This window comes from Mesorhizobium sp. NZP2298 (genome assembly GCF_013170825.1).
Lineage (GTDB): Bacteria > Pseudomonadota > Alphaproteobacteria > Rhizobiales > Rhizobiaceae > Mesorhizobium.
In genome coordinates this window covers 1,249,470-1,272,642 of record NZ_CP033365.1, presented here as the reverse complement: position 1 = coordinate 1,272,642, position 23,173 = coordinate 1,249,470, and the positions used below count along the sequence as shown (strand labels likewise).

18 protein-coding genes are annotated in these 23,173 nt (G+C 64.0%); 7 read left to right on the top strand and 11 right to left on the bottom strand.

The features are described from left to right. Positions 1-22 precede the first annotated feature (22 nt). From atpA to EB231_RS06105, 5 genes are all read right to left on the bottom strand, one after another. Positions 23-1,552, bottom strand: coding sequence for a F0F1 ATP synthase subunit alpha (atpA, locus tag EB231_RS06125; protein WP_019861845.1), 1,530 nt, complete (start codon positions 1,550-1,552; stop codon positions 23-25). Continuing rightward, a complete protein-coding gene (locus EB231_RS06120; protein WP_172348041.1) occupies positions 1,552-2,112 on the bottom strand; it encodes a F0F1 ATP synthase subunit delta in 561 nt (186 codons plus the stop codon). The genes atpA and EB231_RS06120 overlap by 1 nt, the downstream gene beginning before the upstream one ends. 246 nt (positions 2,113-2,358) lie before the next feature. Next, positions 2,359-2,754: an AGROH133_08824 family phage infection protein gene (locus EB231_RS06115; protein WP_172348040.1), complete on the bottom strand. Its 396-nt coding sequence runs from the start codon at positions 2,752-2,754 to the stop codon at positions 2,359-2,361. Between the two features lie 95 nt (positions 2,755-2,849). Next, on the bottom strand, positions 2,850-3,545 hold the full coding sequence (locus EB231_RS06110; protein ID WP_172348039.1) for an aspartate/glutamate racemase family protein: 696 nt from the start codon (positions 3,543-3,545) through the stop codon (positions 2,850-2,852). Between the two features lie 49 nt (positions 3,546-3,594). Continuing rightward, complete coding sequence (locus EB231_RS06105; RefSeq protein ID WP_172348038.1) at positions 3,595-5,778, bottom strand: primosomal protein N'; 2,184 nt, start codon at positions 5,776-5,778, stop codon at positions 3,595-3,597. Positions 5,779-5,868: 90 nt separating this feature from the next. On the opposite strand from EB231_RS06105, the gene fsa reads away from it, so the two are divergent. Beyond that, positions 5,869-6,525 (top strand): fructose-6-phosphate aldolase, encoded by a 657-nt coding sequence (gene fsa / locus EB231_RS06100; RefSeq protein WP_172348037.1) that lies wholly within the window; start codon positions 5,869-5,871, stop codon positions 6,523-6,525. Between the two features lie 81 nt (positions 6,526-6,606). Here the strand turns inward: fsa and EB231_RS06095 are convergent, their stop codons facing one another. From EB231_RS06095 to leuS, 3 genes are all read right to left on the bottom strand, one after another. Then, positions 6,607-9,174 (bottom strand): DNA translocase FtsK, encoded by a 2,568-nt coding sequence (locus EB231_RS06095; protein ID WP_172348036.1) that lies wholly within the window; start codon positions 9,172-9,174, stop codon positions 6,607-6,609. 266 nt (positions 9,175-9,440) lie between these two features. Next, a complete protein-coding gene (gene lptE, locus EB231_RS06090; protein ID WP_172348035.1) occupies positions 9,441-10,019 on the bottom strand; it encodes an LPS assembly lipoprotein LptE in 579 nt (192 codons plus the stop codon). Continuing rightward, positions 10,006-12,630, bottom strand: a complete 2,625-nt coding sequence (gene leuS / locus EB231_RS06085; RefSeq protein WP_172348034.1) for a leucine--tRNA ligase — start codon at positions 12,628-12,630, stop codon at positions 10,006-10,008. Before leuS ends, lptE begins: the two co-directional genes overlap by 14 nt. Before the next feature lie 156 nt (positions 12,631-12,786). On the opposite strand from leuS, the gene EB231_RS06080 reads away from it, so the two are divergent. Together EB231_RS06080 and EB231_RS06075 are read left to right on the top strand one after the other, a co-directional pair. Further along, positions 12,787-13,449, top strand: coding sequence for a YggS family pyridoxal phosphate-dependent enzyme (locus tag EB231_RS06080; RefSeq protein WP_172348033.1), 663 nt, complete (start codon positions 12,787-12,789; stop codon positions 13,447-13,449). 308 nt (positions 13,450-13,757) lie between these two features. Beyond that, positions 13,758-14,807 carry an aldo/keto reductase gene (locus EB231_RS06075; protein ID WP_172348032.1) on the top strand — a complete coding sequence of 350 codons (1,050 nt, stop codon included), beginning with the start codon at positions 13,758-13,760 and terminating at the stop codon, positions 14,805-14,807. 47 nt (positions 14,808-14,854) lie between these two features. On the opposite strand, the gene EB231_RS06070 is transcribed toward EB231_RS06075, so the two are convergent. Then, complete coding sequence (locus EB231_RS06070) at positions 14,855-15,763, bottom strand: LysR family transcriptional regulator (RefSeq protein ID WP_172348031.1); 909 nt, start codon at positions 15,761-15,763, stop codon at positions 14,855-14,857. A gap of 140 nt (positions 15,764-15,903) precedes the next feature. Between EB231_RS06070 and EB231_RS06065 the strand changes: the two genes are divergently transcribed. Both EB231_RS06065 and EB231_RS06060 read left to right on the top strand, forming a co-directional pair. Continuing rightward, positions 15,904-17,085 carry an MFS transporter gene (locus tag EB231_RS06065; protein WP_172348030.1) on the top strand — a complete coding sequence of 394 codons (1,182 nt, stop codon included), beginning with the start codon at positions 15,904-15,906 and terminating at the stop codon, positions 17,083-17,085. A gap of 55 nt (positions 17,086-17,140) precedes the next feature. Next, on the top strand, positions 17,141-18,175 hold the full coding sequence (locus tag EB231_RS06060) for an aldo/keto reductase (protein ID WP_172348029.1): 1,035 nt from the start codon (positions 17,141-17,143) through the stop codon (positions 18,173-18,175). 158 nt (positions 18,176-18,333) lie between these two features. On the opposite strand, the gene EB231_RS06055 is transcribed toward EB231_RS06060, so the two are convergent. Then, on the bottom strand, positions 18,334-18,606 hold the full coding sequence (locus EB231_RS06055; protein WP_172348028.1) for an usg protein: 273 nt from the start codon (positions 18,604-18,606) through the stop codon (positions 18,334-18,336). A gap of 303 nt (positions 18,607-18,909) precedes the next feature. On the opposite strand from EB231_RS06055, the gene acs reads away from it, so the two are divergent. Next, the gene (acs, locus tag EB231_RS06050) at positions 18,910-20,865 is read left to right on the top strand and encodes an acetate--CoA ligase (RefSeq protein ID WP_172348027.1); all 1,956 of its coding nucleotides are present in this window, start codon (positions 18,910-18,912) and stop codon (positions 20,863-20,865) included. After that, positions 20,865-21,614, top strand: a complete 750-nt coding sequence (locus EB231_RS06045; protein WP_172348026.1) for an MOSC domain-containing protein — start codon at positions 20,865-20,867, stop codon at positions 21,612-21,614. The genes acs and EB231_RS06045 overlap by 1 nt, the downstream gene beginning before the upstream one ends. Here EB231_RS06045 and EB231_RS06040 read toward each other — a convergent pair whose 3' ends face one another. Continuing rightward, positions 21,615-22,877 carry an SAM-dependent methyltransferase gene (locus tag EB231_RS06040; RefSeq protein WP_172348025.1) on the bottom strand — a complete coding sequence of 421 codons (1,263 nt, stop codon included), beginning with the start codon at positions 22,875-22,877 and terminating at the stop codon, positions 21,615-21,617. It abuts the gene before it with no gap. Positions 22,878-23,173 lie beyond the last annotated feature (296 nt).

Sequence of the window (23,173 nt, the reverse complement as noted above, 5' to 3'; positions counted from 1 at the left end):
TGATCCCGTCTTGTCGCTTCGCTCAGGCGAAGGTCTTGGCGAAAGCGTCGATCTCTGCCTTCAGCTTGGCGCGCAGATCGTCCGACAGCGCCTTTTCCTTGCGGATGGCGTCTAGAACGTCCTTGCCCGCCGCACGCATGTGGCTGAGCAGGCCATGCTCGAACTTGCCGACCTGGTTGACCGGCAGCTTGTCGAGATAGCCGTTGACACCGGCGAAGATCACCGCGACCTGCTCTTCCGTCTTCAGCGGCGAGAACTGCGGCTGCTTCAGGAGTTCGGTCAGGCGCGATCCGCGGTTGAGCAGGCGCTGCGTGGCTGCGTCGAGATCCGAGCCGAACTGCGCGAAGGCCGCCATTTCGCGGTACTGCGCCAGCTCGCCCTTGATCGAGCCCGCAACCTGCTTCATCGCCTTGATCTGCGCCGAGGATCCGACGCGCGACACCGACAGGCCGACGTTGACGGCCGGACGGATGCCCTGGAAGAACAGGTTGGTTTCGAGGAAGATCTGGCCGTCGGTGATCGAGATCACGTTGGTCGGGATGTAGGCCGACACGTCGTTGGCCTGCGTTTCGATGACCGGCAGGGCCGTCAGCGAGCCATTGCCCAGATCGTCATTGAGCTTGGCGGCGCGCTCGAGCAGGCGCGAGTGCAGGTAGAAGACGTCGCCCGGATAGGCTTCGCGGCCCGGCGGGCGGCGCAAGAGCAGCGACATCTGGCGATAGGCGACGGCCTGCTTCGACAGATCGTCGTAGCTGATCAGCGCGTGCATGCCGTTGTCGCGGAAATATTCGCCCATGGTGCAGCCGGCGAACGGCGCCAGGAACTGCATCGGCGCCGGATCGGAAGCGGTGGCGGCGACGATGATCGAATATTCGAGCGCGCCGCGCTCTTCCAGCACCTTGACGAACTGCGCGACGGTCGAGCGCTTCTGGCCGACGGCGACGTAGACGCAGTACAGCTTTTCTTTCTCGGGGCCGTTGTCGTGCACCGACTTCTGGTTGAGCATCGTGTCGAGGATGATGGCGGTTTTGCCGGTCTGACGGTCACCGATGACCAGCTCGCGCTGGCCGCGACCGACCGGGATCAGCGCATCGATGGCCTTGAGGCCGGTCGACATAGGCTCATGCACCGACTTGCGCGGAATGATGCCGGGCGCCTTGACGTCGACGCGCTTGCGTTCGGTCGCCTTGATCGGGCCCTTGCCGTCGATCGGGTTGCCGAGCGCGTCGACGACGCGGCCGAGCAGGCCCGGACCGACCGGAACGTCGACGATGGCGCCGGTGCGCTTGACGGTGTCGCCTTCCTTGATGTCACGGTCGGCGCCGAAGATGACGACGCCGACATTGTCGGCTTCGAGGTTGAGCGCCATGCCGCGGATGCCGCCGGGGAATTCGACCATTTCGCCGGCCTGGACGTTGTCGAGGCCGTAGACGCGGGCGATACCGTCACCGACGGACAGCACCTGTCCAACTTCGGAGACCTCGGCCTCCTTGCCGAAATTCTTGATCTGGTCTTTCAGAATTGCGGAAATTTCCGCGGCGCGGATGTCCATCAGCCGACCTCTTTCAGTGCAAGCTTGAGCGAATTGAGTTTGGTTTTGAGCGACGTATCGATCTGGCGCGAGCCCATCTTGACCACCAGCCCGCCAAGCAGCGACGGATCGACGGTGACGGAGATGGCCACGTCCTTGCCGGCAACGCTCTTCAGCGCCGTCTTGAGTTCTGTCTGCTGGGCGGCGGTCAACTCATGAGCCGACGTCACTTCAGCAGCGGTTTCGCCACGGTGTTCGGCCGCTATCTGGCGGAACGCCTTGATCATGCCGGGCACGGCGAACAAGCGGCGGTTCCGTGCGACGACGCGCAGGAAATTGCCGGTGAGACCGGTGATCTTGGCCTTGTCGGCGATCGCCGCGATGGCCTTGGCCTGATCCTCGCTGGAGAACACCGGGCTGTTGATCAACCGGGTCAGGTCGGCGCTCCCCGCGAGCAGCGCCTCGAAACTGCTGAGGTCGGCCTCGACCTTGGCCACGGAATTTGCCTGCAGGGCGAGTTCGAACAGCGAACCCGCGTAGCGTTCTGCGACACCTGAGATTGGCGATGACGATTGAGCCACGGACCGTCTTTTCTCTTGTCTGACAGGCCGCAGATTGTTGGCGCGAGCAAAAACTCTGGCTAAATCTTTGACCTTACTGCATTTTTTCAAGCACGGAGGCGCGGCTTCCGCTATCCCCGGCCGAAAGTCGATTGCCGTCTAGCACAGGCATTTTAAGACCGCAATGCGTCGTTCCGCATGCTTTTCAGGCACTATTGTCGCATCCGGCGAAAGACTCGGGTCTCGCGCGCCGGAATACCCTTGGATTCAGGGCACAAAGCCGAAGGCAAAGGCAAGCGGCAACGCCGCCAGGACCAATTCCACCACAATGGAAACCCAATTGAAAGGTGTGTTGGCGCCGTCGGACATCATCGACAGCAGCCGGCCGAAAGCGGTGAACAGCCAGGAGAAGCCGAGCGCCATGTAAATCAGCGGCTGCGCCAGGAGGATACAGCACAGGCCGACGCCAAGATAAAAGCCCGACATCCTGCCGCGTCCCTCGGCGATCGCCGCAGCCTTTTCGGGCTTGGCCTGCAGGCGCAGGATGCGAAAGGCCAGGCTAGGGGCCAGGAAAAACAGAAGGCCGAGCAGCACGGTGAAGACGGCACTCGACCAGGCCAGCCATTCGCCCTGGCTCGTCGGCCATGGAAGCGCAAAATCCATTTTGTCCCCTCGAAATGCCTGTTTTGAAATTGCGGGCATTCTACCGGAGGAAAACCGCCGCGCCAGATGGCTCCGGGCACTTTAGGACAAGCGTATCAACCGAGAGCGAATTCCACGGCCGCCTCGGCATGGATGCGCGTCGTGTCGAAGACCGGAATGTCGAAATCGCGCTGGCCGATCAGCATGGTGATCTCGGTGCAGCCCATGATCAGGCTGTCGGCGGCCTCTTCACGGCGCAGACGCTCGGCTTCTTCTATGTATGCAGTCTTCGAAGCGTCGCTGACAATGCCCTGGCAGAGCTCGTCATAGATGACGCGATGCACCATGTCGCGCCCCGCGGCATCGGGCACCACGGGTGACAGGCCGTATTTGTCGGCGAGCCTGCCCTTGTAGAAATCCTGCTCCATGGTGAACCGCGTCGCCAACAATGCCGGGCGCTTCATGCCTGCGCGCTTGATCGCCGCCGCGGTGGCATCGGCGATGTGGATCAGCGGAATGGATACGGACGCCTGCACCTGGTCAGCCAGCTTGTGCATGGTGTTGGTACACAAAAGCAGGCCTTCCGCACTGCCCGCCTCGAGCTTGCGCGCGGCTTCGACCAGAAGCATGCCGGCGCCATCCCAATCGCCATGATGCTGCCGCTCGGCGATCTCGGCGAAGTCGAACGACCAGAGCAGCAGTTTCGCCGAATGCAGCCCGCCAAGCCGCTCGCGCACGATCTCGTTGAGCAGCCGATAGTAGATGGCGGTCGATTCCCAGCTCATGCCGCCCAGAAGGCCAAGGGTTTTCATGTGATTTTCCGTTTCTCGCTGGACTCAGCCTATCGCTGGAAGCGTCAGCTCACAAAAAGCTCTGCGGGTCGATATCCACCTGCACCCGGACCGAACCGCGCTGTTTCGGCCCATTGGCCAGCATGGCGCGGATAAACCCTTGCATGTCGGCGCGCCGTTCGCCCTGGATCAGCAGGCGGAAGCGGTGACGGCCGCCGAGCAAGGACAGTGGCGCCTCGGCAGGGCCGAGCACGAACAGGTCCGACGCCTCGGGCGCGGCGCGGCGCAGCCCGCGTGCATGGCCCTCGGCTTCCGCACGCGTCACCGCGCTGACGATGACGCCGGCCAGCCGGCCGAAGGGCGGCAAGGCCGCCCGCTCGCGCTCGGCGATCTCGCGCTCGTAAAAAGCCTCGGCGTCGCCAGAGACGATCGCCCGCATCACCGGATGGTCCGGCTGGAAGGTCTGCAGCAGACCGAGGCTTTTCTTGCCGGTGCGTCCGGCGCGACCCGTCACCTGGCTGAGCAGCTGGAAGGTGCGCTCGGCGGCGCGCGGATCGCCATTGGCGAGACCGAGATCGGCGTCGACGACGCCGACCAGCGTCATGTTGGGAAAGTTGTGGCCCTTGGCAACGAGCTGCGTGCCGATGACGATGTCGGCCTCGCCATCGGCGATCGCCTCAAGCTCCAGCCGCAACCGCCGCACGCCGCCCATCAGGTCCGATGACAAGACGATTGTCCGCGCGTCGGGAAAATGCGTGACGACCTCCTCGGCGATGCGCTCGACGCCCGGTCCGCAGGCGACCAGATGGTCAAGCGTGCCGCATTCCGGGCAGGCTTCGGGGCGGCGCTCATTGTGCCCGCAATGATGGCAGACCAGTTGGCCGCGAAAACGATGCTCGACCAGCCACGCCGAGCAAACCGGGCAGCCGAAGCGGTGGCCGCACACCCGGCACAGTGTCAGCGGCGCATAGCCGCGCCGGTTGAGGAACAAGAGCGACTGCTCCTTCCTTTCCAGCGTCCGGCGCATATGGTCGATCAGCACCGGTGACAGAAAGCCGCCGCGCGCCGGTGGCGCGCGCCGCATGTCGATCGACTTCAGCTGCGGCAGCGCCGCTTCGGCGAAGCGGGCGGAGAGGACGGCCCTGTTGTATTTGCCCTGGCTCGCATTGACCCGGCTCTCGACCGATGGCGTCGCCGACGCCAGCACGACCGGAAAGCCGCCAATATGGCCTCGCACCACGGCCATGTCGCGGGCGTTGTAGAAGACGCGGTCTTCCTGCTTGTAGGCCGGGTCATGCTCCTCGTCGACGACGATCAGGCCTAGTTCCTTGAACGGCAGGAACAAAGCCGACCGCGCGCCGGCAACGACGCGCACCGTGCCCTCAGCCACCTGCCGCCAGACCTTTTCGCGCATTCTTGGCGGCAGGTCCGAATGCCATTCGCCCGGCTTGGCGCCAAAGCGCTGCTGGAAACGTTCAAGAAAAGCGTGGGTCAGCGCGATTTCCGGCAAAAGGATCAGCACCTGCTTGCCCTGGTCGAGCGCTGCCGCCACCGCCTCGAAATAAACCTCCGTCTTGCCCGAACCGGTGACGCCGTCGAGCAGCGCGACATTGAAGGCGCCGGCCGCGACATTGGCGCGCAGCATCGATGCCGCGTCGCTCTGGTCCGGCATCAGCTCCGGCACGGCATAGCTTGGGTCGGGAGCGGCCACCACGGGGCGTGGCGGGATCATCACCGTCTCGAACACGCCTTGCGCCTTCAGCCCCTCGATCACCGTCGACGACACGCCGGCCGCATGTGCCAGGCCGGATCGCGTCCAGGCGAGCCCGCCTTCGGCCGTCTCCAGCACGCGCGCCCGCGCATCCGTCATCCGGTCGGGAACGAGGAGCGTTCGCTGCAGTCCCTCGATCCAGGGTTCGGGGTCAAAGGCCTCCGGCGCGCGCAGCAACATGCGGGCCACCATGCCCGGCGCCGACAGCGTGTATTGCGCCACCCAGTCGACGAAACGGCGCATGGCGCGGTCGATCGGCGGGCAGTCGAAAACCTGTTCGATCGGGCGCAGTTTTTTCGCGTCGATGTTCTCGACCACGCCGTCCCAGACGATGCCGGCAACCTGGCGCGGTCCGAGCGGCACGCGCACGATCGACCCCGGCACCACGCGCATGCCGGCCGGCACGGCATAGGTGTAAGGGCGTTCGGCAGGCATCGGCACCAGCACCGGTGCGGCTGCGACAAAGGGCGAATCTTCGATCATGAGGCGTGACCTTGCCCCGACTTTGGTCTAGATCAAAGAGCAACGCTGAACGTGCCTTCCCATGCACGACGAAATCGTCAGGAGACCGCCATGAAATTTTTCGTCGACACCGCCGACATCAAGGATATCCGTGAGCTGAACGATCTGGGGCTGCTCGACGGCGTCACCACCAACCCGTCGCTCATCCTCAAATCCGGCGGCAAGATCGCCGACGTCACCAAGCAGATCTGCGATATCGTCGAGGGCCCGGTTTCTGCCGAAGTGGTGGCGACCGAATACAAGGACATGATGGCGGAGGCCGAGGTCCTGGCCAAGATCGCGCCCAATGTCTGCATCAAGGTGCCGCTGACGCTGGACGGCCTGAAGGCCTGCAAGACGATCCGCACCCAGATGAACCGCATGGTCAACGTCACGCTGTGCTTCTCGGCCAACCAGGCGCTGCTCGCCGCCAAGGCCGGCGCCTCGTTCATCTCGCCCTTCGTCGGCCGCATCGACGACACCGGCTCGGACGGCATGGAGCTGATCCAGGAGATCCGGCAGATCTATGACAATTACGATTTCCAGACCGAGATCCTGACCGCATCGGTTCGCACGGTGAACCACGTCAAGCAGGCGGCCCTGATCGGCGCAGACGTTGTCACCGCGCCGCCGGCGACGCTGAAGGCGCTGGTCAACCATCCGCTGACCGACAAGGGCCTCGCCACCTTCCTCGCCGACTGGGCCAAGACCGGCCAGAAGATCGGCTGAGATCGCACAGCTTCCATGAGAAAAGGCCGGGCAACCGGCCTTTTTTATTTTCGGGAGAAGAGCATCGCCGAAGGCTGCCGATCAGTCCGTGCCGTCGTCGTCAGGCGCGGTCACCGGCGGCCGCCGCCCCATGGTGATCTCGCGCTTGCCGACGTGGTTCGGCGCGCCGACCAATCCTTCTTTCTCCATGCGTTCGACCAGGGAAGCGGCGCGGTTGTAACCGATGCCGAGCCGGCGCTGGATGTAGGACGTCGAACACTTCTTGTCGCGCAACACCACCTTGACCGCTTCGTCATAGCTGGAATCGCCGTCCTCGGCGGCGACCGATCCCTTGTCGAAGACCGCGCCCTGGTCGTCTTCGACCTCTTCCTCGTCCTCGTCGGCGGTCACGGTTTCCAGATATTCCGGGCGGCCCTGGGCCTTCAGGTGCGCCACGACATGCTCCACCTCCGCGTCGGACACAAAGGGACCGTGCACACGGGCGATGCGTCCGCCACCCATCATGTGCAGCATGTCGCCCTGGCCAAGCAGCTGTTCGGCGCCCTGCTCGCCCAGGATGGTGCGGCTGTCGATCTTTGACGTGACCTGGAAGGAGATGCGGGTCGGGAAATTGGCCTTGATCGTGCCGGTGATGACATCGACAGACGGGCGTTGCGTCGCCATGATCAGGTGGATGCCGGCCGCGCGCGCCATCTGCGCCAGGCGCTGGATGGCGCCTTCGATCTCCTTGCCGGCGACCATCATCAGGTCGGCCATCTCGTCGACGATGACGACGATGTAGGGCATCGGCGCAAGGTCGATTTCCTGCTGCTCGAAGAGCGGCGCGCCGGTGCCCTTTTCGAAGCCGGCCTGCACCGTCATGACGACCGCCTCGCCCTTGTCGCGGGCCTGGGCGGCGCGCTCATTGTAGCCGTCGATGTTGCGCACGCCGAGCCGCGCCATCTTGCGATAGCGGTCCTCCATCTCGCGCACCGCCCATTTGAGCGCGGTGACCGCCTTCTTGGGATCGGTGACGACGGGCGTCAGCAGATGCGGGATGCCGTCATAGACGGAAAGTTCGAGCATCTTGGGATCGACCATGATCAGCCTGCATTCTTCCGGCTTCAGCCGGTAGAGCAGCGACAGGATCATGGTGTTGATGGCGACCGACTTGCCCGAGCCGGTGGTGCCGGCAACGAGCAGATGCGGCATCTTCGCCAATTCGGCGATGACGGGCTCGCCGCCGATTGTCTTGCCGAGGCAAAGCGCCAGCTTGCAGCTGGTCTTGCGGAAACCCTGCGATTCGATCAGCTCGCGGAAATAGACCGTCTCGCGCGTCTCGTTCGGCAACTCGATGCCGATGACGTTGCGGCCGGGCACGACGGCGACGCGCGCCGAAATCGCCGACATGGAGCGGGCAATGTCGTCGGCAAGACCGATGACGCGGGACGATTTGACGCCCGGCGCCGGCTCGAACTCATAGAGCGTCACGACCGGACCCGGGCGAACGTGGATGATCTCGCCCTTGACCCCGAAATCCTCGAGCACGCTTTCCAGGAGATCGGCATTCTGCTCGAGCCGCTCCTGCGACATGTAGAAGCCCTGCCCTTCCGGCGGCTGCTGCAGCAGCTCTTCGGAGGGAAGTTCGTATGCCTCGCCTGTCGTGGCCGGCACGATCTTGCCGACCCTGGGCAGCGGCGCGGATGCGCGCATGGCCGGAGCCTGCACTGTCTCATCCGCGCTTTGCGCGACCTGGACCTGAACGGCGTTGCTCGTCGCGGCGACGGGAACCGCGACCACTGTCCGGGCATCCTGCGGCGCGTTGCTCGCGGCTTCGTTCGAGTTGGCCGGACGGACATCCGGCAGGGCGGATGGGGCTTGCAGGCCTGGAAGGCACTCGATGACCCGAAACAACGCTGTCGGGTCGGCCGTGGGCGTGGCACGGATATCTACCCGTGGTGGCACGACCGGCGCGGCCGGCCGCGGAGCCGAGACCGCCCGTGGCGCCGGCAACGGGCTCTCGATCATGTAGGGCGCCATGAGCTCGAAGAAGACGTGATCCGACAGATAGGGCCAGCGTGCATTTCCGCGGCCTTGTGTTCTGACCGGTGACGCAACCTCGCCAGCAGACGCTGCCGGCGTGGATGCACGTGCCGTTGCCGCCGTCCTGGAGCCCGCCGCAGTCCGCGCCTTGTCGCCGGCATGCCTTGGCTGGGCGGATACCGGGGCAGGAGCAGGCTGCCTTTCATGCGTCACCGCCCTGTCGCCTGCAAGAGGCCGAGCGGCTTCCAGGGCGGGGTTTCTCAGTGGCGATGGCGAGGACGAGCCGGCTTGGAGTGCCGCGGCCGGATGGGCGATTGCCTGCTGCGTTGGCTGCGTCAGTGGTTCACTTTCCTCGACAGCAACCTGCTCGCGCCGCGTATTGTTTGTGCTGCCGTCATAGTCCGGCGTGCGCGTGAACCGCACATTGGGCGCCAGGAAGAAATAGTCCTGCCAGGCGGGGCTTTCGTTGCCACCAAGATGAACGGTCGGCGGCGAATTGCCGGCCTTGGCTGCGCCGGGCCGCTGGCTATCCGCCCTGTCGCTCCTGCCGCTGAAACGCTCTACTCCGGGGTCATCGGGCGAGGTTGCCTTCAATGAATTGACCCGGGGAAAACGCTTGGATTCCATTCTCAAGACTCACTCTGAAACGTCTGCTGAGCAATAGGGAGCGAGTGGTTAACAGTTGCTTCCCGTCAGCGCCGCTAAAGCAACTGAAACGTATCTTTCGCGACGATATGGAGTGATCGGGATTCGACCGGGTGATCGTCATTGGGCGATCACCCGCTCATCCCTGCATCGGGCTAGAAAAGCTTGCTAAAAAAGGGCACCCGGCTGCTGCCCGGCGGCCCGACACAAGGATGGAGATGGCGTCTTCGTAAAAACGAAGAACAGCGTCAGCTAGCCGCCTTGCCGTGCCGGGCCAGATCCTGGACGATGGAAAGTTGCAGGGCCTCGGCCAGTTCGCGCGCGGCGCGATTTTCGGCGTCGATCTGCGCCCGATACGAGGCGAATTCCTGACGCGGCCTGTCGAAGGAGGAGGTGATCGCGCGCTTGCCGACCGTGATGACGACGCCGGTTTTCGCATCGGTCAGCGTATAGCTGGCGGTAAGCGTCACCGAACCGGCGGTCGGCTCGTCTTCATCGGTTCCTACCTGCACGAGGGCGGAGGATTCAACGGCTTCGGTCACGCTGAGATCAAGCGAATAAAGCGGCGATGCCGGTTCGCCGGCACCGCGCCCAAAGCCGAAGATCAGATTGTTGCGCACCTGCTGGGCATAACGCGTCTTGACCGGCTTGATGGCGATCGATGCCAGTTCGGCATTGGCGCTCGAGCCGGTGGTCAACGGCGCGCTGGAATAGAGCGGCCGCACCGTGCAAGCCGAAACCAGCGCGAGCGAGCCGACAAGGCCGGCAAACGCCACACGGCGCAGCAAACGACTCAGCTCTGTCTTTTCCCGATCAGGCAACGACATTGACGATCCTCTGCGGCACGATGATCACCTTGCGCGGAGCCTTACCTTCAAGTGCTTTCTGCACGAAGTCGAGAGCCAATACCGCTTTTTCGACCGCACCTTGGTCCGCGTCGCGGGCAATTGTCAAATCCCCCCGCTTCTTGCCGTTGACCTGCACCGGATAGGTGACTTCGTTGTCGACGACCAGCGCCGGATCGAAGACCGGCCACGGCCGTTCGGCGACCAATTCGGTGCCGCCGAGCGTCTCCCAGCACTCTTCGGCCAGATGCGGCATCACCGGCGCGATCAGATGCACCAGGATCTCCACGGCCTGGCGGCAGGCGCCTTGCAGCGCCGGATCGGCCTTGCCTTCGGCCACCTCGTTGAGTGGTGTGGTCAGCACGTTGGCCAGTTCATAGATGCGGGCGATGGCGCGGTTGAAGGCGAGTTTCTCGATGTCCTCGCCGACTGCCTTGAGGATCTTGTGCGTGGCTTTAGAGACCGTTCCCGCCTCACCGGCGCCAGCCGCGGCAGGCTTGACGCCCGCCAGCGTCTCGGCCGCTGTCGACACCAGGCGCCAGATGCGCTGCATGAAGCGATGCGCGCCCGCGGCGCCATCGTCGGTCCATTCGACGTCGCGCTCGGGCGGGGAATCCGACAGCATGAACCAGCGCGCCGTGTCGGCGCCGTAGCCGTCAGTGATGTCTTCCGGGCTGACCGTGTTCTTCTTCGACTTCGACATCTTCTCCAGCGGGCCAATGGTGGCAGCCTCGCCGGTGGCGATGTCGATGGCGCGGCGCTTGCCGTCGACTTCCTCCAGCCGCACCTCGGTCGGTGCCAGCCAGCGGCCATTCGATGCCGAACCGACTCGGTAGGTCTCGTGCACCACCATGCCTTGCGTGAACAGGCCCTTGAACGGCTCGGCCAGATCGACATGGCCGGTCTCGCGCATGGCGCGGGTGAAGAAGCGCGAATAGAGCAGGTGCAGGATCGCGTGCTCGATGCCGCCAATATACTGGTCGACCGGCAGCCATTCATTCGCCGCCTTGGGATCGGTCGGCTCATGCGCCCAGGGCGCGGTGAACCGGGCGAAATACCAGGACGAATCGACGAACGTATCCATCGTGTCGGTCTCGCGCCGCGCGTCCTTGCCGCATTGCGGGCACTTCACGTGCCGCCAGGTCGGATGCCGGTCGAGCGGATTGCCTGGCCGGTCGAAATCGACGTCGTCGGGCAGCTTGACCGGCAGGTCGGCCTTGGGAACCTGCACCACGCCGCAATCCTCGCAATGGATCATCGGGATCGGGCAGCCCCAGTAGCGCTGGCGCGAAATGCCCCAGTCGCGCAGGCGGAAATTGACCTTGCGCTCGGCCATCGGCCGGTTGCCGATCGTCTTCTGTTCCAGGAGCTTGGCCACTTCGTCAAAAGCCTGGGTCGGCTTCATCCCGTCGAGGAAGCGCGAATTGATCATCGCGCCGTCATCGCCATAGGCCACGTCGATGATCTGGAAGGTCGCCTGATTCTCGCCTTCCGGCATCACTACCGGCACCACCGTCAGGCCGTATTTGTTGGCGAAATCGAGATCGCGCTGATCATGCGCCGGGCAGCCGAAGATGGCGCCGGTGCCGTATTCCATCAAAACGAAATTGGCCACGTAGACGGGCAGTGTCCAGCTGTCGTCGAAGGGATGGACGACGCGGATGCCGGTGTCGAACCCCTTCTTCTCCGCCGTCTCCAGCGCCGCCACCGAAGTGCCCATATGGCGGACCTCCTCGATGAACTTCGCCAGTGCCGGATTGGTCTCGGCGGCTTTCTTGGCCAGCGGGTGATCGGCGGCGATGGCCATGAAGGAGGCGCCGAAAATAGTGTCGGGCCGCGTCGTGTAGACTTCCAGCTCATGCTCGCCGGCGATGTCCGAGGCGAGCGGCCAGCGGATCAGCAAGCCTTCCGAACGACCGATCCAGTTCTGCTGCATCAGCTTCACTTTTTCGGGCCATTCGTCGAGCCCGTCGAGCGAATCCAGCAGGTCCTGCGCGAAATCGGTGATCTTGAAGAACCACTGCGTCAGCTCGCGCTGTTCGACCAGCGCGCCGGAGCGCCAGCCGCGTCCGTCGATGACCTGCTCGTTGGCGAGCACGGTCATGTCCTCCGGGTCCCAATTGACCTTGGAGGATTTGCGCGTCACCAGTCCTTTCTCGACGAAATCCAGGAACAGCATCTGCTGGCGGTGATAGTAGTCGACGTCGCAGGTGGCGAATTCGCGTGCCCAGTCCAGCGACAGGCCCATGACCTTGAGCTGCTCGCGCATTGTGGCGATGTTCTGGTAGGTCCATTCCTTGGGATGGACCTTGTTCTGCATCGCCGCGTTCTCGGCCGGCATGCCGAAGGCGTCCCAGCCCATCGGATGCAGCACGTTGAACCCCTTGGCCCGCTTGTAGCGCGCCACCACGTCACCCATCGTGTAGTTGCGGGTGTGGCCGATATGGATGCGCCCCGACGGATAGGGGAACATTTCCAGCACGTAGTATTTGGGCTTCGGGTCGTCATTATGCGCTTCGAAAAGCTTCTTGGTGGCCCAGGCCTTCTGCCATTTGGGCTCTGACGCGCGCGGATTGTATCGTTCGGTTGCCATGGGACGTTTTTCACTTAAAAGCAGGCGCGAACCGCGGGCCACTGGCTCGGCGGTTCAGGGAATGTGGTCCGGGTGTTCACCATGGTTTGGCAAACCCGTCAACCATATGGGCATCGCGGCGACTAAAAACGCGGGTCAAAACAGCGGGATTTGCATATGGGTGACACCGTTCAGCAGTTTTTCGCGGTCAAGGCGAAGATCGCCGCCGCCGAGCGGGAGGCCGCTCGCCAGGCCGGTGCCGTGACGCTCGTCGCGGTTTCCAAGACGTTTGACGCCGCCGACATCCAGCCGGTGATCGAGGCCGGCCAGCGCGTCTTCGGCGAGAATCGCGTCCAGGAAGCGCAAGGCAAATGGCCGGATCTGAAGCTGGCATTCCCGGACATCGAACTGCACCTGATCGGTCCGCTGCAATCGAACAAGGCGAAAGAAGCGGTGGCGCTGTTCGACGTCATCGAAACGGTCGACCGCGAGAAGATCGCCGCCGAACTCGCCAAGGAGATGGCCCGGCAAGGCCGCGCGCCGAAACTCTATGTCCAGGTCAACACCGGCTCCGAGCCGCAGAAGGCCGGCATCGAACCGCGCGATACCGTGGCCTTCGTAACCCGCTGCCGCGATGTCCACGGCCTCGCCATCGAAGGCCTGATGTGCATCCCGCCGGCCGACGAGAACCCAGGCCCCCACTTTGCGTTGCTGGAAAAGCTTGGACGTGAGGCCGGCGTCGCCAAACTGTCGATGGGCATGTCCGGCGATTATGAGACGGCGATCGCCTTCGGCGCCACCAGCGTCCGCGTCGGTTCGGCGATCTTCGGCAGCCGGTAGTCTCCGACGATCTACCGGTCGAACAATGGCATTTCCTTGCTGCTCGTCGTGACGCGGATGGATTATAGTCGCGACGGCGCTCTTCCGCGATCCTATCCTTGTGACGCGCAACGTCGGCGACCTCGACGATACCGGCGTCACAATGCTCAATCCCTGGGAAGCCTGATCCGATCGCAACGCCGGTGAGCCCGCGCGCTTGGGTCGACGACGGTTTGAGCCAGCGCCTGCCCCATCATTACGCCAACACTGGAAACGAAACGTACCGTTCCTATTTGTTTTTCGTCATCACATTTTTTGGAGCCTTCGCCATGCGTTACAACCAGCTTGGGAATACGGGGATGTTCGTCTCCGAACTCTGTCTCGGCACCATGACCTTCGGCGCCCCCGGCCAGAATGCCCAATGGGGCCTGATCGCCAGCCTCGACCAGAAGGGCGTCAACGAGATCGTCGGCCGCTCGATCGCCGCCGGCGTCAACTTCTTCGACACGGCCGACGTCTATTCCTTCGGTGAATCCGAGCGCCTGCTTGGCCAGTCCCTGCGGGACCTCGGCATTGCCCGGTCGAGCGTGGTGATCGCCACCAAGGTCCATGGCACCATGGGCAACGGACCGAACGATCGCGGCTCCTCGCGGGGTCACATCATGGATTCGGTCGATGCCAGCCTCGAACGGTTGCAGCTCGACCATATCGATCTCTATCAGCTGCACGGTACCGACGCGGTGACGCCGATCGACGAAACGCTGCGGGCGCTCGACGATCTCGTTGCCAGCGGCAAGGTCCGGTATGTCGGCGTTTCCAACTGGCAGGCCTGGCGCATCGCCAAGGCGCTTGGCATCGCCGACCGCAAGGGTTTTGCTCGTTTCGAAACCATACAGTCCTATTATTCCATCGCCGGTCGCGACCTCGAGCGCGAGATCGTGCCGCTCATCAATGAGGAGAAGCTCGGCTTGATGGTGTGGTCGCCTATGGCCGGCGGCCTGCTGTCGGGCAAATACGGCCCCGGTGCGCCCGGCAATGGCGAGGGCCGCCGTGCGTCCTTCAACTTCCCGCCGGTCAACGAGGATCGTGCCTGGGCAGCCGTCGGCGTCATGCGCGAGATCGCCAAGAAACACGATGTCAGCGTTGCCACGGTGGCGCTCGGCTATGTCCTGGCCAAGCCTTTCGTGATGAGCGTCATCATCGGCGCCAGCCGTATGGACCAGCTCGAACAGAACCTTGCCGCGGCTGAAGTGAAACTCGACGCGGACGACCTCGCCAAGCTCGATGAAGTCAGCGCGCTGCCGTCCGAATATCCCGGCTGGATGCTGGAGCGGCAAGGCGCCGGCCGGCGCCCGGCGCCGTTCGTGCCCAAAGCATAAGCAGCCGGCACAGACTTTTCGGGAGCCGGCGGGCTCCCGAAAACCGTTCAGCCCAGCCGCACGCTCTCGCCCAGAAAATCGAGAAACGCCCTTACCCGTGCCGGCAGATGCCGGCCCTGGCCGACATAGACAGCGTGCGTCGCCTCCTCGTCGCCCGGGTTGAAATCCTCCAGCAGCGGCACCAGCCGCCCGGCGGCGATATCGGCCGCCACATGCCAGCGCGCCAGCCGGGAAATGCCTACCCCGGCCAGCGTCATCAGCCGCATTGCCTCGCCGTCGCTGACCTGGGTGTTGCCGGTGATCGGGATGATGACGGCATTGCCCTGCGCGTCGAGGAACGGCCAGCCGTCAATGTGCCTGACGAAGCCGAAGCCCATCCGGTTGTGTGTGTCGAGATCGGCCGGCGTCAGCGGCGTGCCGTGCGGCTCGAGGTAGGAAGGGGCCGCAACGACGACCACCGGGCTCTGTCCGAGCTTGCGCGCCACCAGCCGTGACTCGCCAAGCGGCCCGGCCCGGATCGCTACATCGGCACGTTCAGCCATCAGGTCGATGACACTGTCGGTCAGCACCAGATCGACCGAGATTTCGGGATAGCGTTCGAGGAAGCGCGGCAGCAGCGGGATCAGCCGGTGCACCCCGAACGGCACGTAGGTGTTGACGCGCAGCCGCCCGCGCGGCGCGGCGCCCGCGGCCGCCTCGCGCTCGGCTGCTGCCATGTCGGCGAGGATGCGTAGCCCGCTTTCATAGAATGCCGCCCCTTCCGGCGTCAGCAGCAGCTTGCGCGTCGAGCGGCTGACCAGCCGCGCGCCGAGCCGGGCCTCCAGCCGAGCGATCAGCTTGCTGACGGCCGACGGCGTCATGCGCAACGCGCGCGCCGCGGCGGAAAAGCTGCCCGTCTCCACGACGCGCACGAAGACTTCGATCTCGCCGGAACGGTTTATGTCGGGTCTGGCCATCTGTGAATCTATTTCACAGAAAATATGCCCTGATCAAGTCTGGTTCACAGCACCAGGCAACACGATCTTCCCGGTCGGGGGCGCGGATTGGACAAAGGCGCTCATCGCCTTGACGGCCGTCTTTCAAAGTGGAAACCGCCATGCCTCTTGCTCTCTACGCCCTAGCCGCCGGTGCCTTCGGCATCGGTGTCACCGAATTCGTCATCATGGGCCTGCTGCTCGACGTCAGCAAGGATCTCGGCGTCTCGATCTCCGCCGCCGGGCAGCTCATTTCGGGCTATGCGCTCGGCGTCGTCATCGGCGCGCCGCTGCTCACCATCGCCACCGGCAATTGGCCGCGCAAGACCGTGCTTCTGGCGCTGATGGCGATCTTCACGCTGGGCAATCTCGCCTGTGCGCTGGCGCCCGACTACTGGACCCTGATGGGCGCCCGCATCATCACCGCCTTTGCCCACGGCACCTTCTTCGGCGTCGGCTCGGTGGTCGCCACCGGCCTGGTCGCGCCCAACAGGAAGGCCTCGGCGATCGCGTTGATGTTCACCGGGCTCACCATCGCCAACATCCTCGGCGTGCCTTTCGGCACCTGGCTTGGCCAGGCCTTCGGCTGGCGTGCGACCTTCTGGGCGGTCACCGCGGTCGGCCTGGCGGCCTTCGCCGTCATCCTGGCCCTGGTGCCGCGCAGCCAGGCCGCGCCCGAGAGGAGCGACCTGCGCGCCGATCTCGCCGTGCTGCGCCGCACGCCGGTCCTGCTCGGGCTTGCCACCACCGTGCTCGGTTATGCCGGCGTCTTCGCCGTCTTCACCTACATCGCGCCGCTGTTGACGCAGATCAGCGGCTTCGAGGAAGCCGCCGTGTCGCCGATCCTGCTCGTCTTCGGCGGCGGTCTCATCGCGGGCAACCTCGTCGGCGGCAAGGTCGCCGACCGCTGGCTGGTGCCGGCGGTGCTGGGCAGTCTGGTCGTGCTGGCCCTTGTGCTCGCGACCATGAGCTTCGCCATCCACAGCCAGGTCATGGCCGTCATCTATGTCGGCCTGCTTGGTGCAGCCGCCTTCGCCACGGTGGCGCCGTTGCAGATGTGGGTGCTGGAAAAGGCGCAAGGCGCCGGCCAGAGCCTCGCCTCGTCCTTCAACATCGCCGCCTTCAATCTCGGCAACGCCGCCGGCGCCTGGCTTGGCGGCGCGGTCATCGCCCATGGCATGGGGCTGGGTTCGCTCACCTGGGTCGCCGCCCTGCTGCCGGTCGCGGCACTCGCCGTGGCCGGGCTGGCCCTGCGCCTCGATCGCACCAACGCGCTCGGCGGGCCTGTCTCCGTCCGGTCCTGACGCTCGTCGGCGAGCCGGATTGCCTTTCCTCTTTCCAAACCACCAGGAGCAGAAAATGGATTATCGACGTCTCGGCACATCGGGCCTGAAAGTGCCCGCACTCTCATTCGGCGCGGGAACCTTCGGCGGCTCCGGCCCGCTGTTCGGCGCCTGGGGCAACAGCGACGCCAGGGAAGCGCGGCGGCTGGTCGACATCTGCCTGGAAGCCGGCGTCAATCTGTTCGACACGGCGGACGTCTATTCGAACGGCGCCTCGGAACAGGTGCTGGGTGAAGCGATCAAGGGCCGTCGCGACGCCGTGCTGATCTCCACCAAGACCTCACTGCCAATGGGTGACGGGCCGGCCGACTACGGCTCGTCGCGTTCGCGGCTGATCAAGGCCACGGACGCCGCGCTGAAGCGCCTCGACACCGACTATATCGACCTGTTGCAACTGCATGCCTTCGATGCAGGTACGCCGATCGAGGAGGTGCTGTCGACGCTGGACGAACTCGTGCGTGCCGGCAAGCTGCGCTATGTCGGCGTCTCCAACTTCTCCGGCTGGCAGGTGATGAAGTCGCTGGCGGAGGCGGACAAGCATGGCTACCCGCGCTACGCCGCGCATCAGGTCTACTACTCGCTGGTCGGCCGCGACTATGAGTGGGAGTTGATGCCGCTTGGCCTCGACCAGGGTGTCGGCGCGCTGGTGTGGAGCCCGCTCGGCTGGGGCCGGCTGACCGGCAAGATCCGTCGCGGCCAGAAGCTGCCGGAAAAGAGCCGGCTGCACGACACAGCTGATTTCGGTCCGCCGGTCGCGGACGAACATCTCTACCGGGTGATGGATGCGCTGGATGCGCTGGCGCAGGAAACCGGCAAGACCGTGCCGCAGATCGCCATCAACTGGCTGCTGCAACGCCCGACCGTTTCCTCGGTCATCATCGGCGCCCGCAACGAAGAACAGCTGAGGCAGAACCTTGGCGCCGTCGGCTGGTCGCTGACGCCGGATCAGATGAAAAAACTGGATGCGGCCAGCGAAGTGACCGCGCCCTACCCGTATTTTCCGTACCGCCGCCAGGAAGGTTTTGCGCGGCTGAACCCGCCGGCGGTGTGACCACCGCGCCAAAGTTAAGGCGTGTCGAGATTCAGGTCAGGCCGAGTCGAGAATGGTGGCTTCCGAGAACCGGAGCGGAGCGTACTTTTCGTACGTGAGCACCGGAAGCGCAGGAAGCCGCCATTCGCAGGCCGGCCTCACCTGAATATCGGCACGCCTCAGTGCAGCACGAACTCCCCATCCACCTTGCGCCATTCATTCGGCGCGATCAGCTTCTGGTGCGTGTAGACGACCGAATGCAGTGGCCCGTCGAGCTTGGCCTTCCAGAATTCGATGAACTTGATCAGCGCCGGAAACTTCGGCGCCAGGTCGTAGTCCTGCCAGATGAAGCTCTGCAGGAGATGGGGATGGTCGGGAAAGTGATAAAGAATCTTGGCCGTGGTCAGGCCATAGCCTTTGAGCATCAGGTCCATTTCGGAATGGTCGCGCATGGCGGTCCCCAAGGTTGAGTCTCCTTCCTCCCAACGTCAGATTGTGCGCGCCGTTGCTTAACTGTCTATTGATTTTTCCTGATCGAAACAGGCTTTTCGATTGGAAAACATACAGTTAGCAGCGAACCGGCTCGAGTGCTGACAGCGCGTACGAGGCTCCCTGCGGCATCCCGCCGCGCGAATCCAACGTCTAATATTGCCGTTACGGCGGAACTGGTAATAATGCCGCCGAATTCGTGGCTGCGTCGCCGCGATCCCGCCGGCGTTTCAAGCCGGCGGATTGGTTCGGGAGGAAAGTCAGGAATGTCCGAGGTTCATGTCCATCGCGTCCAGCCGGCGTGGAAGAAGAACGCGCTGATCGACAATGACACCTACCTGAAATGGTACGCCGACAGCATCAAGAACCCGGACAAATTCTGGGGCAAGCACGGCAAGCGCATCGACTGGTTCAAGCCCTTCAGCAAGGTCAAGAACACCTCCTTCGACGGCAAGGTCTCGATCAAGTGGTTCGAGGACGGGCTGACCAACGTCTCGTACAATTGCATCGACCGCCACCTGAAGAAGCGCGGCGACCAGACCGCCATCATCTGGGAAGGCGACAACCCCTACGACGACAAGAAGATCACCTACAACGAGCTTTACGACCATGTCTGCCGGCTCGCCAATGTGATGAAGAAGCACGGCGTCAAGAAAGGCGACCGCGTCACCATCTACATGCCGATGATCCCGGAAGCCGCCTATGCGATGCTGGCCTGCACGCGCATCGGCGCCATCCATTCGATCGTCTTCGGCGGCTTCTCGCCGGATGCGCTGGCCGGCCGCATCGTCGACTGCGAATCGACCTTCGTCATCACCGCCGACGAGGGCTTGCGCGGCGGCAAGCCGATCCCGCTGAAGGAGAACACCGACAAGGCGATCGACATTGCCGCCAGGCACCATGTGATGGTGAAGAACGTTGTCGTCGTGCGCCGCACCGGCGGCAAGATCGGCTGGTCGCCTGGCCGAGATGTCTGGTACCACGACGAAGTCGCATCGGTGAAGGCCGAGTGCAAGCCCGAGAAGATGAAGGCGGAGGATCCGCTGTTTATCCTCTACACGTCCGGCTCGACCGGAAAGCCGAAGGGCGTGCTGCACACCACCGCCGGCTATCTCGTCTACGTGTCGATGACGCACCAATATGTCTTCGACTACCATGATGGTGACATCTACTGGTGCACCGCCGATGTCGGCTGGGTCACCGGCCACAGCTACATCGTCTATGGCCCGCTCGCCAACGGCGCCACCACGCTGATGTTCGAAGGCGTGCCCAACTACCCGTCGCAGTCGCGCTTCTGGGAAGTCATCGACAAGCACAAGGTCAACATCTTCTACACCGCGCCGACGGCGCTGCGCGCGCTGATGGGGGCCGGCAACGATCCGGTGAAGAAGACCTCGCGCAAGTCGCTGCGCGTCCTCGGTTCGGTCGGCGAGCCGATCAATCCGGAAGCCTGGGAGTGGTATTTCAACGTCGTCGGCAACGGCAAGGTGCCGATCGTCGACACTTGGTGGCAGACCGAGACCGGCGGCATCCTGATCACCCCGCTGCCCGGCGCCACCGACCTCAAGCCAGGCTCGGCGACAAGGCCCTTCTTCGGCGTCAAGCCGCAGCTGGTCGACGGCGAAGGCAAGGTGCTGGAAGGAGCCGCGGACGGTAATCTCTGCATCACCGATTCCTGGCCGGGCCAGATGCGTACCGTCTATGGCGATCACGACCGCTTCGTGCAGACCTATTTCTCGACCTACAAGGGCAAGTACTTCACCGGCGATGGCTGCCGTCGCGACGCCGACGGCTACTACTGGATCACCGGCCGCGTCGACGACGTCATCAACGTATCCGGCCACCGCATGGGCACGGCCGAAGTCGAATCGGCGCTGGTCAGCCATGAGAAGGTCTCCGAGGCCGCCGTCGTCGGCTACCCGCACGACATCAAGGGCCAGGGCATCTACAGCTACGTTACCTTGATGAAGGGGGAAGAGCCGACCGAGGACCTGCGCAAGGAACTTATCGCCCATGTCCGCAAGGAGATCGGCGCCATCGCTTCGCCCGACAAGATCCAGTTCGCGCCGGGCCTGCCCAAGACCCGATCCGGCAAGATCATGCGACGCATCCTGCGCAAGATCGCCGAGGACGATTTTGCCGCGCTCGGCGACACCTCGACGCTGGCCGACCCGGCGGTCGTCGACGACCTCGTTGCCAACCGGCAGAACAAGAAGGGCTGATGCGCGAAGACGCGGCATTGGGCTCTGTCAGCCAGCTCTGGCGCTATCCGGCCAGTTCGCTCGCTGGCGAGCGTCGGGACGCCATCCTGGTCGGACCGGCGGGCATGGCGGGCGACCGCATGTTCGGCCTCGTGGATACCTCGGACAACGAGATTGCCCGGCCCGACCGCGAGGCGAAATGGCACAAGGTGCCGCGCATCCGCACCCGGCTGGCCAATGATCGCGACCTGGAGATCGCCGTTCCTGACGGCGACTGGCTGGCCGCGCCAAGCGCCGAATGCGACCGCGCCGTATCGGCCTATCTCGGCTTCGCCGCCTCGATCCGGCCGTTCGGCCGGGAGAATGCATCGGCCGCCTATGCCGGTCCGGTCACGCAGGCGCGTTATACCAAGGCGCCGATCCACCTCTTGACCACGGCTTCGCTCGCACGGTTGAAGGCGCTGCATCCTGATGGGGCGGCCGACGCGCGCCGCTTCCGCCCCAACATCGTCGTCGACATGGCGGCGATGGAAGGCTCGTTTCCCGAAACGGAATGGATCGGCCGCAAGCTCGCGATCGGCGACCTGCTCCTGACGATTTCCGAACCATGCCGCCGCTGCGGCTTCACCATCATCGCCCAGGACGGCTTCGACCACGATCCCGGTATCCTGCGCAACCTGGTCCGCCACAACGCCCACAATCTCGGCGTCTACTGCACGGTGGATCGGCCGGCCGGCATCAAGGTCGGCGACGCGATGCGTTTCCTGTAACTACCGATACAGATCGGCTCGCGTCGGCGGCAGGCCGCTCGGCTCCCGCGCGCGCTTGGTGACGACAGTCTGGAAGATTTGCGCCGAGCCGCGATCGAAAGTGATCGAACAGCCGGTCAGGTAAAGCAGCCATAGCCGCGCCTTGGGCTCGCCGACCTCGGCGATCGCTTCGTCGAAACGGGCATGCAGGCGCTCCGCCCACAGCCTGCAGGTGCGGGCATAGTGCTCGCGCAAATTCTCGACATCGGCGACGAGAAAGCCGTGCGCCTCGAGATTGCCGAGCGTCATGCCGATCGTGTCGACCTCCCCGCCGGGGAAGATGTATTTGATCAGCGCCTTGTATTCCGCGCCCTTGCGCAGCGTCTTCCTCGTGCCGCCCTTGCCACGACGTGTGATGGCGTGGTGCAGGTAGATGCCGCCCGGCTTCAGCAGCCGGTGGACGGTCGAGAAATAAGTGGCGTGGTTGGCGAGACCGACGGCCTCGAACATGCCGATCGACGAGATCTTGTCATAGCTGCCGTCGAGTTCGGTATAGGACTTGATGTCGATGGTGATCTTGTCCTCCAGCCCTTCGGCGCGGATACGTTCTCGCGCCAGCCGGGTCTGTTCCTCGGACAGGGAGACACCATGGCCGATGGCGCCATAGTGCTTCGCGGCATGGATCAGCATCGCGCCCCAGCCGCATCCGATGTCGAGCAGGCGGTCGCCCGGCTTCAGCCTGAGCTTGCGGCAGATATGGTCGAGCTTGTCCTTCTGTGCCTGGTCGATCCCATTGGCGAAATCGGTGAAATAGGCGCAGGTGTAGACCATGCGCTCGTCGAGGAAGAGCCGATAGAAGGCGTTCGAAATATCGTAGTGATGCTCGATCGCCTGCTTGTTGGAACCGCTCACGAAGGGATTGCGGCCGGCCAGATCGGCCCGTTTCGTCATTTGCCGTCGCGAGAACAGGACTGCGGGCAGGTCGCGCAGGATCGCCAGCTTCGGCAGTGCCTTCAACCTCAGCTTTCCTTGTGACGGCAAGGCGTAGAGATCGAACAGCGACCCGTCCTCGACGTCGATCGTCCGGGAAATCCACATCTCCAGCAGCGTCGAGAAATTTGGCCGGCGGGCCAACTGCCAGACAATGTCCTGATCGTTGATGGCAAGCACCGGTCCCCCGGCGGGACCGATCCGTTCCCCGGTCCACAGGCGGACGGCAAAGCCCGGCTTCAGGGCCTCGATTACCGTTCGAACGATGCGCGCGGCTCTTTCGGTGGCGTCCATGCTCGTCCCCCCACGGCCCGATTGCGCAATCTTGTCCGTTTGGGACGTGGATCGCAAGCCGAAGCACGCGGGTCGGGCTTGGGCGGGGTTTTCCGACAGGCGCCTTTTTCAGCATGGCACCTTGTCATTTGCTGCAACGCACCCCATCATGAGCATGTGTTCAACAAATCGAAAGGAGGTGATCCGATGTCGAGTGATTTCGTTTTCCAGAACGTGGCCTCAGCGGATTGCACTTTCGGGAAGCAGTCTTCCCGTTAAGGCGCGAGATGCGCGGCAGGTAGCCCGAAGGGGTTGCC